Here is a 17506-nt window from a genome sequence, read left to right as displayed (position 1 = left end):
AGCGGCCTAAAAGCTCAGCGTTTACTTCGCAGCCTTCTCAATAAGCGGCGTCAGCTTGTCCAAGGCCCACAGCTGCGCGGCCGGGGTACCCAGGGAGAACGCATTGGACAGGTCGCCATCCACCACGAAAGCGTGGCCGGCCGCAACCGCCGGGACCTTCTGCCAGGTGGCATCTTCGGTGATCTGCGCGGTATCAATGAAAATCGGGAATGCCGCAATGAGATCGGCATCAATCGCATCGAGCTGCTCGGCGGAGAGCTGCACAGCAAAACCGCCATCGGCCGGAGCCAGCTCCTGAACCTTCGGGTTCTGCACGAAGCCCAGCTTCGTCATGAACTCCAGGCGCGTATCGCCCTTCAGGTAGGCACCCCAGCCCTCGGAGGTCTTCGTCGCCACGGTCACGGACTTGCCCTTCCAATCGGGGTGCGCGGCCGTAACCTCAGCGAACTTCTTTTCCACCGCATCCAGCTGCGCCGCGGCCGCCTTCGGCTTACCCAGCGCCGCACCAATCATGGTGACCTGGTCCTTCGTGGAGGTCAGCCAATTATCCGCGCCCTCCGGCAGCGAGACCGTCGGCGCAATCTGGGAAAGCTTATCGTGGCGTTCCTTATCGCCCGAAGTCTTGACGTCAAGAATAAGATCCGGCTTGAGCGCCGCGATCTTCTCGTACGACAGCTCCATTGTGCCCAGGATTTCCGGGGCCTTCTCATACGATTCGCTCACCCACGGGCCCACGCCATTGCCGCCGAAAGCCAGCCAGTCAGCCGCGCCCACCGGCTGCACGCCCAGCGAGAGCGCCACTTCGGCATCGCCCCAGCCCAGAGCGACCACGCGCTGCGGGGCTTCCTTGACAGTAACGGGCCCGAACTTCGTGTCAATTGTCGCGGGGAATAACGCCTCGGTCGCGGCATTCCCGTCCGTAGCGGAGCTTGCCGCCGCGGAGGAGGAGGCAGGGGACGCCGAGGAATTGGCAGAATCATTACTCTTCTGAGAACCGCATCCGGCAAAAGCCAGGCAAGCCACCAGAACGGTGCCCGCCCACGCGGTCAGGGACTTCTTCATAACTTCCTTTCGTGGATGCCGCACTCGCGGCCGGACGCACCTGCGGCTGCGGTGGTCGTGTGGTTGTCACTGAAACCACAGATGCCCTATTAGGATACGCTGGCGTTGTTTAATTGGGGTAGCCTGTTCTCGTTATGAACAGCACCGTCCACCACCGTTTTTCGGCACGACGCCGCGCCTGCCCTGCTCCCGGCCGCACCACCGCGCGCCGGCGGGCCGCGGCCCTCACCACTGGGATCATCGCTGTCGCGGTGCTGGCGCTCCTCTCCATTTGCATAGGCGCCCGCCCCATCTCCCCGGGAACACTGTTTACTATCATCTCCGGGGCAGAACGCGATTCCATGGACGCGCAAGCAGTGCTTACCTTGCGTCCGCCTCGTACGGTCGCCGCCCTTGCCATCGGTGCAGCTCTCGGGGTTGCCGGCGCGCTCATCCAGGCGATTTCCCGCAATCCTCTGGCCGAACCTGGGATCCTCGGGGTTTCGGCCGGTGCCGGTTTCGCGGTGACTCTCGCTATCGCGGTGGCGGGTATTAGCCGGCCGAGTATCTACATGTGGTGGGCGGTTGCCGGTGCACTCTTGGCCACCGCGGCGGTCCTCCTCATCGGCTCGCACCGCAGCGGTCGCGCGGATCCGGTTCGCCTGATCCTGGCCGGGGTGGCGCTTTCTGCCGTGCTCAACGGCATCGTGGGTGTGCTACGCCTGACTGATCCGCGTACTTTCAACGAAATCCTCGTCTGGACGGCCGGCACGCTGGAAAACCGCCCCTGGGAGGTTATCCTGCCGGTTCTTCCGCTTCTGTTCTTCGGCCTCATGGCCGCTGCCGTGCTCACCCCAGCGCTCAATATCATTGCTCTCGGTGACGACGCCGCTCGCGCACTCGGTGCTCATGTCACGGTGATCCGCCTGGCCGGTATTGCGGCGATGACGCTCCTCACCGGGGGTGCGGTTGCTATCGCCGGCCCTATTTCCTTCATAGGTCTCATGGCCCCGCACGCTATCCGCTCCTTTGCCGGGGCGGATCAACGTTGGATTGTGGGACTGTCCGCGCTCTGGGCCCCGGTCCTCCTCCTCGCCGCGGACATCCTCGCCCGCATTATTCTCCCGACCGGGGAACTTCCCGTGTCGGTCATGTGCGCCTTCCTGGGTGCCCCGGTCCTCATCTACCTCGTGCGCCGGCGAAAGGCTTTCACGCTATGAGTTTTTCGCACCAACCTGCCGCTTTAAAGTCCCCTCTGCGCCACGTCGCACTACGACGCCGCCGCCGTTCCCGCCTGGTTGCGGCCGCGGTGAGCTTCGCTTTGGCCTTCGGGTGCGTGGGGGCTCTCCTCCTCGGGGATCTGCCCCTGAGCCTGGGCGAGGTGGCGGCCTGCTTCGCCCCGGATTCGATACGCGCGGTTGCCGCGGGTGACGGTGACTTCGCGGCCCACGTGGTTCTAACCTGGCGCCTGCCACGGATCCTCGCCGCGGTGGCCTTCGGGGCAGCGCTCGGGCTTTCGGGTGCGCTCTTCCAAATTCTCACCCGAAACCCGCTCGGCTCGCCGGATATTATCGGATTCAATGCCGGTGCCTATACCGGCGTTATTCTCACCCGGACTTTCCTGGTGGGTGGAGCTGTTGCGGTGAGTATGGGGGCGCTGGCAGGTGGCGTCGTCGTCGGAATAATGATTTACGCGCTGGCCTACCGCAACGGCGTGTCCGGGTTCCGTCTCATTATTGTGGGAATCGGTATGACGGCGATGCTCAGCGCGGCGAATACCTGGCTGCTCTTGCGGGCCTCGGATGAGGTGGCGCTCAGCCTCGCGGTGTGGGGCGCCGGAACGCTCGGGCAGGCATCGTGGGCGAAGATCGGGCCCGCGCTGGTTTTCTTGGTGTTGTTGCTTCCGTTTGTGGCGTGTTGCGTGCGGCCGTTGCGGCAGCTGGAATTAGGCGACGACGCCGCAGCTGCACACGGCTTGTCGGTCGAGAAGGCGCGCCGGGGGATCCTCGCGGTTGGTATCGCTTTGACCTGTGTGGTGACGGCGGCGGCCGGACCTATTGCTTTTGTGGCTCTGGCTGCTCCGCAGGTGGGGCGGATGGCGGCGGGGCGACGCGGAATTTCGCTGGTGCATAGCGCGCTAGCGGGTGCCTCGATTTTGTTCCTGGCTGATCTTTTCGCCCAATATGCCCTGGCTCGGCCGGTTCCGGTGGGTGCAATTACCACGGTGGTCGGTGGCCTTTATGTGCTGGTTGTGGTGATGTCGCAACGGAAGGGACGATGAATATGCGTGGCAACAGCGGTGGCGTGAACGTGGGTGCGGCTGGCCCGGCCGGTGCGGCGCGTTTGCGCAGTGTTGATCTGAGCCTGGGCTATGGGGATGTCGCCGTGGCGCGGGATCTGAATGTGGAGATCCCGGATGGCTCGTTCACGGTGATCGTGGGGGCGAACGGGTGTGGGAAGTCCACGCTGCTACGCGGTTTGGCACGGTTACTTTCGCCCGCGAGCGGCCGGGTGCTGCTGGATGGGCGAGATATTGCGGCGATGGGCTCGCGGGATTTCGCGCGGGAACTTGCGTTGTTGCCGCAGTCTCCGCATGTTCCGGAGGGTATTACGGTTGCCGAGCTGGTGGCTCGGGGGCGTTACCCGCACCAGGGTTTGTTTGCGCGGCCTTCGGCACGTGATGAGGAGGCGGTTGCTCGGGCTTTGGCGGCTACGGGTACCGCGGATTTTGCTGATGCGTTGCTGGGGGAGCTCTCGGGTGGAGAACGCCAGCGGGTGTGGGTGGCGATGGTTCTGGCCCAAGACACACCGATTATTTTTTTGGATGAGCCGACGACGTATCTGGATATCGCTTACCAGATTGAGCTCTTGGACTTGTGTGCTCGACTGAATCGAGAGGGCCGCACTCTGGTGGCGGTCCTGCACGATCTGAATCAGGCGGCGCGTTACGCCACTCATATCATCGCGATGAAGGATGGGCGTATTGCTTTTTCGGGTTCGGCTGTCGAGGTTTTCACTCCGGAAAACATTGCGGAAATCTACGGGATAACTGCGGTAGTTATCCCGGATCCGGTGACGGGCACCCCGATGGTGGTGCCGGTTTCGGCAGGTATTTAGGCCGCGGGCCGGGGCCCGAAGATGGCGCTGCCCACACGTACCTGGGTGGAGCCTTCGGCCACGGCGATGCTCATGTCGTGGGTCATTCCCATGGAGAGTTCCTGTACGCTGGGGTGCTCGCGCTGGAGCTTATCCCGCAGTTCACGCACAAGCGCGAAGGAGTGGGCGATCTTCCGTTCATCAGTGGTATTGGCTCCGATGGTCATGAGGCCATCGACCCGCAAGTGGGGGAGTTCGGCGATCTGCCCTACCAGTTCTTCTACCTGGTGGGGTTCCACTCCGTACTGGCTGGCTGCTCCGGAGGAGTTGACCTGGACGTAAATGGAGAAGGGGCCGTGGGCGTGGCCTTCTTCGCGCAAGCGGCCTTGCAGCCGGTTGAGGCGCTGGGCAAGTTTCAGACTATCCACAGTTTCGATGCAATCGGCCAGTTCGAGGGCGCGCCCGGCTTTATTCGATTGCACGTGGCCGATGACATGGGTCCAGTGGGGTGGGTTTCCGGCGCTGGCCGGGGTGATGCCGCTGCCTTCCCAAGCGCTGGCGTCGTGGATGAGGCGTGCCGATGGGCCTGCACCCGTGCTGGGTGTTGCGAGCTGGGTTTCTACGTCTTGGAGTTGTTGGATGAAGTTTTGGCCCATGAGGCGGGATCCGGCGGCAAGCGCAGCGTGAATGGCGGTGATGGACTGGTGTTTCACGACGATTTGGAGCCGAGCGGTACCGAGCGGTATGCCGGCAGCTTCTTCCGCTCCGCGCAGAGCATCACGCACCAGGTTGATGCGGTCGGGGATCTCCTCCGCGGTTGGGACTATGCTGGACAATTCGGCGAGGTGAGCAAGCCTGCCCTGCTCCGTATGTGTCATGGTTTGTATCAACTCCACAGGTATCGTGTATCAGCCGCTGTTTATGGTAGATCTCTGCACCGCGAACTGGGGAAATGGTCTCAGAACTGATGGCACGGTCTCAGAACTAATGACACGGTCTCAGAACTGGTGCCGCGTTTTCCGAATCGGCGTATATCTCATCACCGGGGTAGTGGTGGCGGGTGCAGCGGGCTCATAGTTCTCCCACGCTAATAATGTCGAGGATGGCGTGTCCGGCTTCATCGCTTGCCTCGAGGTCCACAACTGCCCAGAATCCCCACGAGTTGTCACCTGCGCCGTCGTCAAAAACTTGACGCACCAACCAGGCACGCAGACGCCCGGTGGCGGTGGTGAGGTTGTCCATGACGCTATCCACGTGGGCTGCCGGAACTCCGGCGGTGATGAAATCGGCGCGGTCGGGGTGTTCGAGCACGGTGACGAGTTGGGCGGAGCGTGCTTCGGCACCGGTGCCGATCTCCTGGTAGGAATCGAAATAAGCATCGGTGGCATCCATCCAGGCATCGCCATCCCAGACCGGGCCGCCCACCCAGAGCGGGATACCTTCCCCGCGGGCCACGCCGGCCCCATCATCGAGTGCCGCCCTATCAAGCCAGTCGAGATTTTCGTGTGCTACGGCTTCCACGAAACGGAAGAGCGCATTGCGGATGGAGACGCGTAGCGCGTGCGGGCTGCGCGAGAGCGTGACCTTTCCATCTTCATCAGCACCGAAAGCGCGTTCGCGAGCTCCGCCGGTGCTGCTGTCAAGATTGGTGATGTCTGCGGTGGTAATGCGGCCATCACGCAGGGCTTCCCATTCGTCGAGCAGGCTGGAATCCACCGAGCGTACCAGGCTGCCCAGCCAGGCGGTCATATCCTCAAGATCCTGGGTGCGGGCCTCCAGCGGCACCGTTTGGCGCAGCGCCTTGTAGGTATCTGTGAGGTAGCGCAGCAACGTGCCTTCGGAACGGGCCAGGTCATAACGGGAAATAAATTCCGAGAAGGTGATCGCGTTTTCGATCATTTCCCGCACGATGGATTTGGGGGAGAGCTGGAAGTCATCCACCCAGGGATTGGTTTGCCGGTAGATCTGGAGTGCCGCACCGAGTTCTTCCGCGAGCGGTTGGGGCCAGGTGATTTTATCGGCTTCGGCCATGCGTTCGTCATAGCCGATGCCAGCGGCTTTCATTCGCCCGATTGCGCGCCCGCGCGCTGCGCGTTCCTGCGCGTAGAGGACCTGCATGGGGTTATCCTGGACCGCTTCGATCACCGAGATGACATCGAGGGCGTACTCCGGGCTATCCGGATCAAGGATATCCAGCGCGGCCAGCGCAAAGGGTGCCAGCGGTTGGTTCAAGGAGAAGTCATCAGGAACTTCGCGTGCGTATTCGATGGGGGAATGGTCCGGGTGCTCCGCTAGCCACTGCGGAGTACGGTGCAGGATAACGCCCGCCCGCTCGAGAGACATGTAAATGCGGGTGGCTTGCCGGATGAGTTGGTTGGAAGCCGTGCGCGGTTCGTGATTATCCGTGAGTAACTTGGTTACGGCCGCGACATTATCCCCCGGCCGCTGGAACAAATTGAGCATGAGCGAGTGGGATACCCGCATGTGGGACGTCAGGGTTTCCGGAGCTGCGCCTTTGAGATACTCAAAAGTCTTTTCCGACCACAGTACTGTATTTTCCGGCGGCTTCTTCTTTTGGATGCGACGCTGTTTGACCGGATCATCCCCGGCGCGGGCCACCAGCCGCGCATTTTCAATTTCAAATTCGGGTGCCTGCACAATAACATCACCCTTCGTATCGAATCCGGCCCGCCCGGCCCGGCCTGCGATCTGGTGAAATTCACGTGCACTCAGGTGGCGATTGCGTTGGCCATCAAATTTAGCCAGCCCGGTCATGACAACGGTGCGAATAGGAACGTTAATGCCCACCCCGAGGGTATCCGTACCGGAGATGACCGGCAGTAACCCGGCCTGTGCCAGCTTTTCCACGAGGCGCCGGTAGCGGGGGAGGAGGCCCGCGTGGTGCACGCCAATACCGGAACGGAGCAGCTTGGAGAGAATTTTCCCGAAACCGGGCCCGAAGGAAAAATCTCCGAGGGCTTCGTGGATGCGGGCTTTCTGTTCCTTGGAAACGAGGGCGTGGGTGAGGAGGGCTTGGGCCTGTGCTACTGCCTCCCGCTGCGAAAAATGCACCACATAGACGGGCGCGCGATGCGTGGAGGTGAGTTCCAGGAGGAGTTCACCGAGTGGCTGATAGGAATAAGAGAAAGAGAGCGGCACCGGCCGTTCCGCGTTACTCATGAGTTCGACGGCGCGCCCGGTGCGCTTCTCAAGATCTTCTGCCAGCCAGGTGGTATCCCCCAGGGTGGCGGAGAGGAGCACCTGCTGGGTGCGGGTGAGTTCCAGGAGGGGAACCTGCCAGGCCCAACCGCGTTGCGGATCCGAGTAATAGTGGAATTCATCTTGGACCAGCACGCCGATATCCGCCGCGGCGCCCTCCCGCAAGCTCAGATTCGCCACGATTTCCGCGGTGGCACACACTACGGGAGCCCCGGGGTTAATGGTGGAATCCCCGGTTACCATCCCCACGTTATCCGCACCGAAAACATTGATGAGTTCAAAAAACTTCTCCGATACCAGGGCCTTGAGAGGCGCGGTGTAATACGCGGTTTTCCCGCGCGCGAGACCGCAGAAAATAGCGGTGAGCGCGATGAGCGACTTACCTGAACCGGTGGGGGTGGAGACGATCATATGAGCGTCATCAATAGCGGCGAGCAACGCTTCTTCCTGATGGGGGTAGAGCGGCCGGCCGGTGCTTTCCGCCCACTGGGTGAAAGCCTCATAAAGGGCATCATCAGGCGGGTTGAGCCCATACTTATCCTCCAGAAGGTCCAGGGCAACATTGAGTTGCGGACGAGGGCGCAGCGCCGCGGCCCCGGGCTGATCTGACTGTTGTGAACTCATGACTTAAGGGTGCCACACTCCTACGACATAAAAATTGGCCGGAACTGCTGCGGGGCGCGGTGCGGATCCTTGAACCTCCGGGTGAGCGGACCCCTAACCTGTGGCTTAGCGGACCCTTAACCTGTGGGTTAAGGGTTGGGTGCGGGCCCTTAATCAGTGGGTTACGGGGCGCGTCAATTGGGTGGGAGCCGGTTTGTACGACGGCGCAAAGCGCGGCATTTCGCGCGTATCGGGCGGTGGGGGATGCGATGTGAGGGAGGAAACAGCCTGAGATAGGGTTCTTGACTTGCACTGGGCGGCGGCCCTGGGTAAAGTATCTATTCGTCGCCGCGGGCGGCAAACATAAAAGAATAACGAGCACCGCTAGCTCAATTGGCAGAGCAACTGACTCTTAATCAGTGGGTTCTGGGTTCGAGTCCCAGGCGGTGTACAACGGCCCCGCAGTTCCAAGCTGCGGGGTTTTTCGCGTCAGCATGGCGAAAACTCGCACGTGCACAGCGTACGTTGTGGATTGTTTTTACGCCACCACCTCCACGGAATACACCCACTGAACCCCCCCCGGCACCTACGCGCAGGGCGAAATCACACTCCGTACCCGCGACTATCTAAGCGACATGTGTCGCGTTATTCTTGGTAGCGAACGGTGCGAATCGCGCGAGAGGAATGCGCGGCTACCAGTTATGGAGCGATGATGAGTGATTGTCCTTATTTCCATATCTCTAAGACTGGGCTCATCGCCCTCGCGGGCGGAGTGTGGTGCCTGGCTGGAGTAAATGTTGCCCGAATTGGAGTGGAGAGCTTCGCGGAATCGGCCTTGGGTGCGCCGTGGATCTGCCTGCTTCCCCCGCTCGTTCTCGCCGCCTTCGGAGCGATGTTCGCCAAGGTTGCCGGGAGGCATATCCGGCGCATTCGCTCCCATCCGCGCCCGGCACGGCCTTTCTGGCATTTCTTCGATGTGCGTTCCTACCTCCTCATGGCCGTCATGATGGGCGGAGGCATAGCCGTGCGGGCCAGCGGGCTGCTGCCCAACTCCTTCATCGCCTTCTTTTACACCGGATTGGGGGCCGCGCTTGCCGGAGCCGGCCTCCTTTTCTTTGTGATTCTTCTCCGGGATTCCCATATTTCCTAAGTTGAGCGTAAGTGACTCAATAACTATTGAGCCTAGAGTGAACAATAGCTACTGAGTGGAACAAAGATAAGTCCGTGGGGGTTGGGATTGATGTCAGGGCGATAGGCCCGGGCGCCGAAAGGCGCGCGGCGTCGTCGTTCATAGAAGTGAAAGAAGGATTGACCATGGCATACGATATTGATCGCACGATGTCCACAGCAATGGACCGTTTCCTCAGCCCCTTTGATGGCTTTTTTGCCGTTCCTACTCGGATGGTCAACGGGCGGCGTTCCGATCTGGAGAATCTCGCGCTAGAGTACCGTTCGCAACTCAAGCAAACCGAGGATGGCTACGAAGTCCTCTTCGATGTTCCGGGCTTTAGCGCAGATGATATTGACCTGAACGTTTACCCGGATCACATCACCCTCAAGGCTGCGCAGGAAGAAGAAATTGAGGGCGGCACCCGCACTCGTTCCGTTTCTCGCACCCTGGGCTTCGATCAGGCTGTGGATACCACCACGGTAGATGCACATCTCAACGATGGGGTTCTCACCGTTTCGGTGAAGACCACCGCGGGTTCGCAGGGGCGTAAGGTCCAGATTGGTTCGGGCAAGGCTACCGCCGCATCGCCTGCTGCGCAGAAGTCAGAAGAAAAGCAGGCCGGCTCTGCAGCATAAATCTGCAGCATAAAAATGTGCAAGGAATGGTACCCAAGCGTGGTACATGCTGGCACTAAATAAGCATCCAGGCCACTGGCGCGGATGTGAGAAAGGCAGTCTTCGGGATACTACCAATCCCGGGGCTGCCTTTCATTTTCCCGAACTATCGCGCCCTAATCGTTGCTTGCGGTATTCCAGAGGCGCCACCCCGTGGCGTTCCATAAAAGCACGATTGAGTGCACGGGTGCTGGGAAATCCCACCCGCTGGGCGATATCTTCCAAAGTGGGAACCTGCTCTTCCATGAGCAAGTAATACGCATCCTCGACCCGTAATCGCGTGAGGTACTGTTTGAAAGTCATCCCGGTACTGAGCCGGAAAAGCCGGCTGAAATGCTCGCGCGAATAACCGTGCGTTTCCGCCACGCTCGCAGCGGTCAGCGGTTCCCGGTGGCGCCGCTCGATGTCGCTGATAATAGCAAGAATTGTGGTGTCGGTAGCACGCCGAATTCCGCGCGGCCGGCACTTGACCACGAAATTCTGGTAAAGCAGAAATAGGATATCGAAGAGAATCGCGTTGATGCCGAAAACCCGTTCGGGTCCCAGCAGATGCGTTGTGTCAATCATGCGCAGGCACAAGTCAATGAGTGCTTGCCGATCCGCATCGCGAGCTCGCGCAGAATCCACGGCCAGCACATAAAGATCAGCTTTCTTATAAATGCGTTCAATACGGCTGCTGTCATAGGTGATGGAGAGAATAAGAGGAGTCTTGCCATCCCGAGATTCTGTAATAAATGAATGGGGAGTGTAGGGACTGATAATGCAGAGCTTTCCCGGATACAGTGCCTCGACCCGCGAGTCGATAGTTACACTGCCACCACCCTGGACAACATAATTAACCTCGACTCCGGAATGCCAGTGGGTCGGGACAACTTCCGGATGGCGGTGCACCAGCACAAGGGCTGGGTATTCGGCGGGCATGGAACCCACCTCACAAAAAGCACGATTGAGGATGGGTTCCTTCGGGTCGTGTATACGGTTATCCATCATGCTTAACTCCTCGCGGATTCGTCTCTCATAGTAACTAACCGTTGTGGAATCTCATCAGGGTGAGGTGGTATCTATAGCGATTCGATACTGCCTCTATTTTCGTGGTTTCCCCTATTCTTCGTGAAAAAAGGCAGACCGCCGCAACTATGTCACGTTTGGGCATAGGGTGTGCCACATTTCAGCACTATCAACCGAAGATTTTTGCCTAGGCTCAGTCACGCGAGAAGTAAGTGTCCGCCAACGGTCACATTTTATCCGGGTGCATGGATCACGGTGCTTGGATCACCCTGTGACTGCTATTAGCGACGGTTCAAAATGATCGAGTGCGACGGTCACTGACGCTCGCTCACAACAGCATCTCCTTCGAATGGGAGAAGGAGATGGTTGATAGGGAGGAAGGTGCGCAATGACGCGTAATAAAAAACGGTCCGGCGGGCCCGCGACATCGGCGAAATCTGCACAGTCGCCAGCCCCGCTCGATCCGGTTATTAAACGCCGCATTATTATCGTTTGCCTAGCCGCTGCTGTCGGCGGTTTTCTTTTCGGGTACGACACGTCAGTCATTAACGGTGCGGTTGATTCCATTGCCGGTTCCAGAACCGGGTGGGATCTCAGTGCCTTCATGAGCGGGATCTCGGTTTCCTGTGCTCTGTTCGGATGCGTGATTGGCGCGTGGTTTACCAGCCACATTGCTGATCGGCTGGGCCGCGTTCCCACGATTTTCATCGCGGCAATCCTCTTCGTGGTGTGCTCGATCTTCTCCGCCATCGCGCCAACCGTGTGGATTTTCATTATTTTCCGTTTCGTCGGTGGTCTCGGTGTTGGCCTCGCCTCAGTGATTGGTCCGGCGTACATTGCTGAAGTAGCTCCGGCGCAGATGCGCGGGTTCCTCGGCTCTTTCCAGCAGATGGCCATCGCTTTCGGTATCCTCGCCGCCGTTGTGGTGAACGCGAGCTACGCGAGCGCTTCTGGCGGTGCCGATGAAACCTTCTGGTTCGGGATGCCCACCTGGCGCATCATGCTTCTCAGCATGATCGTCCCCGCGCTCATCATGCTCATTGTTTCCCTTAAGCTCCCCGAATCCCCGCGATTCCTCGTGATGAAGGGGCGCGATAAGGAAGCCGCCGCAATTTTGCAGCGCCTCACCGGGGAAAAGGATCCGGAAGGCAAAGTCAAGGAAATTCGCGCGACCCTTTCTGGGGAGAAAGCCGCGAAGCTTTCGGACCTGCGTGGCAAGACGTTCGGGCTGCGCAAAGTCGTGTGGATCGCCATGGCCGTCGCCGCCCTCCAGCAGCTCTCCGGCGTCAATATCATCCTCTACTACGATTCCTCGCTATGGAAGTCGGTCGGTTTCAGCGAACAGCTCGCCCTCAATATTTCGGTGTACCGGACCATCGGCGCTATTATCGCGACCATCCTCGCGATGTTCATCGTGGACAAGGTGGGGCGGCGCTTCCTGCTCATCACCGGTTCGAGCGTGATGACTATCTTCTTGGGAATCGCTGCCCTCGGTTTCTACCAGGCTGATGTTGATGGTGCGTCCATCACCCTTCCGGGAATGTGGGGACCGATCACCCTTGTTTCCGTGTACATCTTCTACCTGGCCTTCTGCTTCACGTGGGGCCCGGTCATGTGGGTCGTCCTCGGGGAGATTTTCCCGAATAATATTCGCGCCCTCGGGGTGGCGGTGGCAAGCGCCGTCAACTGGATTGCGAACTTCCTGGTCTCTACCACTTTCCCGCCGTTGAAGGACGCGATTGGAACAGGCAACGTTTATCTGCTCTACGCCGTATTCGCTGCCGTGAGCTTGATTTTCGTGATGAAGGCTCTTCCGGAAACCGCCGGTGTTGAACTCGAAGATATGCCGGCCGAGTAGTGAGGACAACACATGCATGCTGACACCCCCGAGAACATTGCGCGGGCCAGAACGTGGACGCCGATTGATGAGGATCTAGCCGGCGTCACCGCTCAGATCCGGCAACGCGCCATCGAGGTACGGAAATCTTTCGTGCTAGATGTTGATATCGTGCGGTGCGAACGCTGGCATACCCCGGAAACGGTGGATGTTATCGCGGATATTCCCTATCTTCCCGATGGGGAAAACAACCCCTTCCACCGCCTGGATCTCTACCTTCCGCACGATGCGTACCTGCGCGGAGGCAAAGCGCTTCCCGTGTACATCGATATTCACGGCGGCGGTTTTGTATACGGCTTGAAGGAGTTGAACAAGAATTTCGGTGTGCATCTTGCAGCCCAGGGCTGTGCGGTATTCTCGCTGAGCTACCGGCTCTCCCCGGCTGCCGATTTCCTCGACCAACTCCACGATGTCCTCGCGGGCTGCGCCTGGATTGCGCGGCATCTCGATGATTATCCGGTGGATCCGCAGTCGGTAATTATCACGGGGGATTCCGCGGGCGCGACTTTGGGAATGTACGCGGTGGCAGCTTTGTGTAACCCTGAGGTTTTTGCCGCGCTGGACGTTCCTGTTGCCGCGCTGGACGTTCCTGTTGCCACGCTGGACGCGCCGGGCAGTGCGCCGGTGCCATCCACTCTGGGTGAGGATCGGCTATCGGTTGCGGGGATGGCTTTTGTGTCCGGTCTGTTCGACCTCTCGGATCTGGTGCCTTTCGTGTCTGATCGCTGCGGTTATGGGAACGACGACGCCGCACTTCCGACTCTCGCCTATCTGACGGAGATGGGTGGCTTCATCGACCGCGCGGTGGATGTGCTCGGCGAGGACCTGCTCTGCGCCGCAAAGCTCGTGGAGCGCTGCGAGTTCCCCCCGGCCTATCTCGTCACGAGTTCCGATGATTTTATCGAATTCGAGACGCTGCTTTTTGCCGGCTATCTCTCACGCAAGGGAATTCCGGTGGAATGCCATTCCTATCGACCGCCGCGCGGGGTGACCCTGGGCCACGTCTTCCCGGTGGGGCAGGTGTGGCTGGAGGAAAGCCGCGAGGTACTCGAGGATCTGCAACGTTTCGCTCTTGAGTGCAGGTAGTGTGCGGGAGCGCGGATATGATTCGCGCGTGCTGACGAAAAGCTGAGAGAAAAGCGGGGCCATCTCGATAGAGAAAGGCCCCGCTTTTATGTGCTTTATGCGCTTGTGATACGCCTGTAGGCGCGTGAAATTTACTTCGGCGCGCACTCGCTCTTTTGCCCGCGTGCCATGAGCTCGGCTTCCGGCGAGCCTTCCCGCACGTAGGTGGCCCCGGCGTTCGGGGTAGCTTCATCGGCCAGGGTGATGGTTTTGCCGTCCTCAGCGAAGTGCGCCACCGAGGTGCCAATTTCCTTCCCGTCGATGTCCTTCCAGGTCACAATGTTATTTGCCGGTTCGAACGTACCGGTCATTACCTGGGATTCCCCGCCGCTGCAATCCAGCACTTTGGAGATCAGCTCACGCCCGTCCACGCTCACCACGTACATGGACGCACCTGCCTGCCGCATAAAACTCCCGGCCTCGGTGGTTTCAGCGGCATCGCATCCGCCTAGCAGGAGCGCTCCCGCTCCCGCCGCGCAGAGCGCCGCCGTGCTCGCCGCCACCTTACGCACCATTTCGCGCATCTCACGCCTCGCTTCCCGTTATCACACCTGTTGTTCGTTTCTTCTGTCCATACTTTAGCCGCGGTACGACGCCGCCGCCCGGCTCGCCCACACGCTTCCGTGCCGCGGCTTACGTTCGCGCGCCGGCCGCGCCGGCCGCGCCGCCCCACTTCGGTGTTGCTAGAGCACCAGGACCGCCGGCACCAGGAAAATCTTTACCACAATCGAAAAAGCGAAGAGGGTGGCGTAAGCATTATCGATGCGTTCGTCGCCCACCCGTGACGTAGCCGCATCCAGCACCGCGGGCTGGCCCAGGAAACCGGCGACGGCCCCGGCGGTTCGCGGGGCGGAAAGCCGGAGCACCCAGGCGCCCGCCACCAGCAACGCCGCGCAGGAGACCAGCGTAATTACGCAGACGGTCACGGCCGCACCCACCGCCTGCGGAGAGGTCACGATCTTTCCGAACCCCGGCCCGGCCGTCAGTCCCAAACCAGCTAAGAACAGCGTCAGGCCCAGCTGGCGCATCGTCAAATTTGCTGCCTCCGGCATCGCCCACACAAAAGGCCCGGTGCGCCGCGCCGCACCCAAGAACATCCCCGCGATGAGCGGCCCGGCCGCGGTCCCCAACTGGAACGCCTGGCCCCCGGGCAGTGGGAAAGTCACAAAACCGAGGAGCAGCCCGGCCACCATGCCCACCGATAAACTCAGCACGTCGATTTCCGAGATGGAACGCTCGGAATCCCCAAATAGATCGGCGATGGCATCCCAGCGTTCCCGCGGAGCCACCACGGTTACCCGGTCGCCCGGCTCCAGAATGAAATCATCGCGGGCCAGCAGCTCCAGGTCTCCGCGCCGTACCCGGGTCACCACCGCGCCGTATTTGGCGGGCAGGTTGAGTTCCCCGATGGAGCGCGCCGCCACATCCGGGTTGGAGACCACCAGGCGGTTGAAATCCACGTGGCTGCGATCATCGGCCAGGTGGTCACTGCGCAAATGCCCGAGGTGCGCGGCGGCGGCCTCCACATCCGCCGCCAGACCAACAACAACGACGTCGTCCCCCACCTCAAGATCTTCACCGGGCAGCGCCACTCGCACCCGGCCGCCCCGCCGCAAGTAGGAGACGCGCACGCGCCCGTCGGCCCATTCGGGGATATCGCGCAGGTTCATGGGGTGTTCCACGGTGATGGTGCGCGGATCCAGCAGGGTTCCGGCTAGCGAAGGGGTATCGCGCAGCCCCGGCCAGGCGCGGCCCACGACGAGGGAGACCAGAATAATGCCGATTATGACCGCCAGGGGATACCCGAAGGCATATCCGATCGCGGGCTGTGTGCTGCCTTCCGTGAGCCGGGTGGCGGTGGCGAGGGCCGGTGCCGCCGTCGTCGCACCTGTGAAAAGGCCCGCCAAAAACGGCCGTTCGATGCCGAAAAGTAGTCCCATTACCAGGGCGGCGCCCGCGGCGAGGAAAACCGCTACCACGGAGGCCAGGAGCAAGGAGAGGTTGCGCCGCAGCTGCGCGAAAAAGGCCGCGCCTGAGGCGATGCCCACCGTGTAGACGAAAAGTGCCAGCCCGAGGGACTGCACCACGTCCATTCCCGCACCCAGTTCGGGGAAGCGTGCGGACATGGCCAAACCCACAAAGAGTGCGCCGGCTGCGCCGATACGTATCCGGCCCAGCGGAATCGCACCGAGAAGTGACCCGAGGGCCACCACAACGAAAATTGTTAGTAACGGGGAAGAGTCGAGGATCGCCACGCCATAAGACTAGCCGGGGTAGAGTTAGAGTGTGTCTGATCCCATTGTTACTCTTGCTACGAGCAAAGACTTACCGAACCTCGACGTGGACGAGGCCGGCCTGCCCGATGCCCTGCGTGAGCGCCATATCGAACCGCGCGTTGTAGCGTGGAACGATCCCGATTACGACTGGAACAACGCCGGAGTTGTCGTTGTCCGCTCAGTTCGTGATTACGGGCGTGATACGCAGGCTTTTATTTCCTGGGCTCGCTCCGTGCCGCGGATTCTCAACCACGCGGATATTATGGCGTGGAATTCTGATAAGCATTACCTGCGGGAATTGGAAGCGGCGGGTTTGCCAACCATTCCCACCACCTGGCTGGAACCGGAGGAAAACCTGACGAAACACCAGGTCCATACCCGGTTCCCGGCGCACGGAGATTTCGTGGTCAAGCCCGCGGTATCTTCGGGCGGGCGCGGCACGGGGCGCTATACCGCCACCGATCCGTCCTCGCGCTCCCAAGCTATTTTGCATGCGCAGCATGAGCTGGCCAAAGGCCGCAGCGTCATGGTGCAGCGCTATTTGGAAAATATCGACCGTACCGGTGAGGTGTCGCTGATCTTCCTCAACGGCCTGGCCTCGTATCGGGTGGAAAAGGCGCCGCTGCTCCATCCGCGTTTCCGCAGCGCGGATCAAATCCAAGAAGAAGTCGTGTCTGTTTCAGAGGCGCGTGAATCGGAATGGCGCTGGGGTGAGCGGGTTCGCAATGTGCTGCACGGGCTCATCCGCGAACACACCGGGCGCGACCACCTGCTGCTCTTCAACCGCGTGGACATTGTGCCGGCCGCGCCGGGGGACCCCAACGAGTTTTACGTGATGGAGATTTCCCTTATCGACGGCTCGTTGTATCTGTCCCTGGATGAGAGTCACCTCAACCGCTTCGCGGACGCGATTGCAGTGCGTACGGCCTGGTAGTTCGGTTGCGGATGGTGTGGTTGCGCTTGCGGGCGGTGCCGTTTGTGCTTTTATCGCGGCGACGGCGCAGCTTGCGCTCCCGTGCATGACCGCGGGTTAAGTACGACGGCGCAGCTGGTCGGTGCGCCGAGCTGGTTTACAACGTGGCCGCTATCACCGCCGTGGAATTGTCTTTGCGGGCGGTGACCGGCTATAGTTGTTTATCGGCGTTCTTTCGCCGGAATGGTGGCCATAGCTCAGCTGGCAGAGCACCTGGTTGTGGTCCAGGAGGTCGCGGGTTCAAGCCCCGTTGGCCACCCCAGAGTTCAGGCTCGTTTTGAATGTTTGGTAGCAAGCAAGCGAAACGAGCCTGAGTTGTATTGATGCGGTAACCACCCGGGAGAGGGGCCTATAGGACACTTGGTGTTGGTTTTATCCGGACTTTTCGGCTTGCTAGCAGGCTCGAATCGGGTTCGAACTCGG

Annotated in this window: 14 protein-coding genes and 2 tRNA genes; 10 read left to right on the top strand and 6 right to left on the bottom strand. The window is 60.6% G+C overall.

The features are described 5' to 3' along the window. Nucleotides 1–21 precede the first annotated feature (21 nt). Nucleotides 22–1062: an iron-siderophore ABC transporter substrate-binding protein gene (locus QP828_RS07855; RefSeq protein WP_274733449.1), complete on the bottom strand. Its 1041-nt coding sequence runs from the start codon at nucleotides 1060–1062 to the stop codon at nucleotides 22–24. Nucleotides 1063–1196: 134 nt separating this feature from the next. Here QP828_RS07855 and QP828_RS07850 point away from each other — a divergent pair, with 134 nt between their 5' ends. From QP828_RS07850 to QP828_RS07840, 3 genes are read left to right on the top strand one after another with little or no spacing between them, the layout of a single operon-like run. Further along, entirely contained in the window at nucleotides 1197–2261 is a 1065-nt protein-coding gene (locus tag QP828_RS07850) for a FecCD family ABC transporter permease (RefSeq protein ID WP_274733450.1), read from the top strand. Continuing rightward, a complete protein-coding gene (locus QP828_RS07845) occupies nucleotides 2258–3322 on the top strand; it encodes a FecCD family ABC transporter permease (RefSeq protein WP_274733451.1) in 1065 nt (354 codons plus the stop codon). Before QP828_RS07850 ends, QP828_RS07845 begins: the two co-directional genes overlap by 4 nt. Nucleotides 3323–3324: 2 nt before the next feature. After that, on the top strand, nucleotides 3325–4158 hold the full coding sequence (locus QP828_RS07840) for an ABC transporter ATP-binding protein (RefSeq protein WP_274733453.1): 834 nt from the start codon (nucleotides 3325–3327) through the stop codon (nucleotides 4156–4158). Here QP828_RS07840 and QP828_RS07835 read toward each other — a convergent pair. Both QP828_RS07835 and QP828_RS07830 read right to left on the bottom strand, forming a co-directional pair. Beyond that, complete coding sequence (locus tag QP828_RS07835; RefSeq protein ID WP_274733455.1) at nucleotides 4155–5015, bottom strand: YggS family pyridoxal phosphate-dependent enzyme; 861 nt, start codon at nucleotides 5013–5015, stop codon at nucleotides 4155–4157. The genes QP828_RS07840 and QP828_RS07835 overlap by 4 nt on opposite strands. Before the next feature lie 193 nt (nucleotides 5016–5208). Next, nucleotides 5209–7980 carry a DEAD/DEAH box helicase gene (locus QP828_RS07830; protein WP_274733457.1) on the bottom strand — a complete coding sequence of 924 codons (2772 nt, stop codon included), beginning with the start codon at nucleotides 7978–7980 and terminating at the stop codon, nucleotides 5209–5211. Between the two features lie 357 nt (nucleotides 7981–8337). On the opposite strand from QP828_RS07830, the gene QP828_RS07825 reads away from it, so the two are divergent. The 3 genes from QP828_RS07825 to QP828_RS07815 all read left to right on the top strand — a co-directional run bounded on the left by QP828_RS07825 (nucleotide 8338) and on the right by QP828_RS07815 (nucleotide 9765). After that, a tRNA-Lys gene (locus tag QP828_RS07825) sits at nucleotides 8338–8410 on the top strand. Between the two features lie 261 nt (nucleotides 8411–8671). Then, complete coding sequence (locus QP828_RS07820) at nucleotides 8672–9109, top strand: hypothetical protein (RefSeq protein ID WP_274733458.1); 438 nt, start codon at nucleotides 8672–8674, stop codon at nucleotides 9107–9109. 164 nt (nucleotides 9110–9273) lie between these two features. Continuing rightward, a complete protein-coding gene (locus QP828_RS07815; RefSeq protein ID WP_274733460.1) occupies nucleotides 9274–9765 on the top strand; it encodes an Hsp20/alpha crystallin family protein in 492 nt (163 codons plus the stop codon). Between the two features lie 132 nt (nucleotides 9766–9897). Here the strand turns inward: QP828_RS07815 and QP828_RS07810 are convergent, their stop codons facing one another. Then, nucleotides 9898–10794 (bottom strand): AraC family transcriptional regulator, encoded by an 897-nt coding sequence (locus QP828_RS07810; protein WP_126135834.1) that lies wholly within the window; start codon nucleotides 10792–10794, stop codon nucleotides 9898–9900. 406 nt (nucleotides 10795–11200) lie between these two features. Between QP828_RS07810 and QP828_RS07805 the strand changes: the two genes are divergently transcribed. Together QP828_RS07805 and QP828_RS07800 are read left to right on the top strand one after the other, a co-directional pair. Continuing rightward, nucleotides 11201–12670 carry a sugar porter family MFS transporter gene (locus QP828_RS07805; protein WP_274733463.1) on the top strand — a complete coding sequence of 490 codons (1470 nt, stop codon included), beginning with the start codon at nucleotides 11201–11203 and terminating at the stop codon, nucleotides 12668–12670. Between the two features lie 12 nt (nucleotides 12671–12682). Continuing rightward, nucleotides 12683–13795: an alpha/beta hydrolase gene (locus tag QP828_RS07800; protein WP_274733465.1), complete on the top strand. Its 1113-nt coding sequence runs from the start codon at nucleotides 12683–12685 to the stop codon at nucleotides 13793–13795. Between the two features lie 131 nt (nucleotides 13796–13926). Here the strand turns inward: QP828_RS07800 and QP828_RS07795 are convergent, their stop codons facing one another. After that, entirely contained in the window at nucleotides 13927–14358 is a 432-nt protein-coding gene (locus QP828_RS07795; RefSeq protein WP_274733467.1) for a hypothetical protein, read from the bottom strand. Between the two features lie 159 nt (nucleotides 14359–14517). Then, a complete protein-coding gene (locus QP828_RS07790) occupies nucleotides 14518–16089 on the bottom strand; it encodes an aspartate:alanine exchanger family transporter (RefSeq protein WP_274733469.1) in 1572 nt (523 codons plus the stop codon). Nucleotides 16090–16120: 31 nt separating this feature from the next. On the opposite strand from QP828_RS07790, the gene QP828_RS07785 reads away from it, so the two are divergent. Both QP828_RS07785 and QP828_RS07780 read left to right on the top strand, forming a co-directional pair. After that, nucleotides 16121–17044, top strand: a complete 924-nt coding sequence (locus tag QP828_RS07785) for an ATP-grasp domain-containing protein (RefSeq protein WP_274735106.1) — start codon at nucleotides 16121–16123, stop codon at nucleotides 17042–17044. Nucleotides 17045–17269: 225 nt separating this feature from the next. Continuing rightward, a tRNA-His gene (locus tag QP828_RS07780) sits at nucleotides 17270–17345 on the top strand. The last annotated feature ends 161 nt before the right edge of the window (nucleotides 17346–17506 follow it).

Origin of the sequence: Actinotignum sanguinis (assembly GCF_030230305.1) — a bacterium.
GTDB classification, from domain to species: Bacteria; Actinomycetota; Actinomycetes; order Actinomycetales; family Actinomycetaceae; genus Actinotignum; species Actinotignum sanguinis.
Note: the sequence above shows the minus strand (reverse complement) of the source record. Positions and strands in the feature narration are given on the sequence as shown.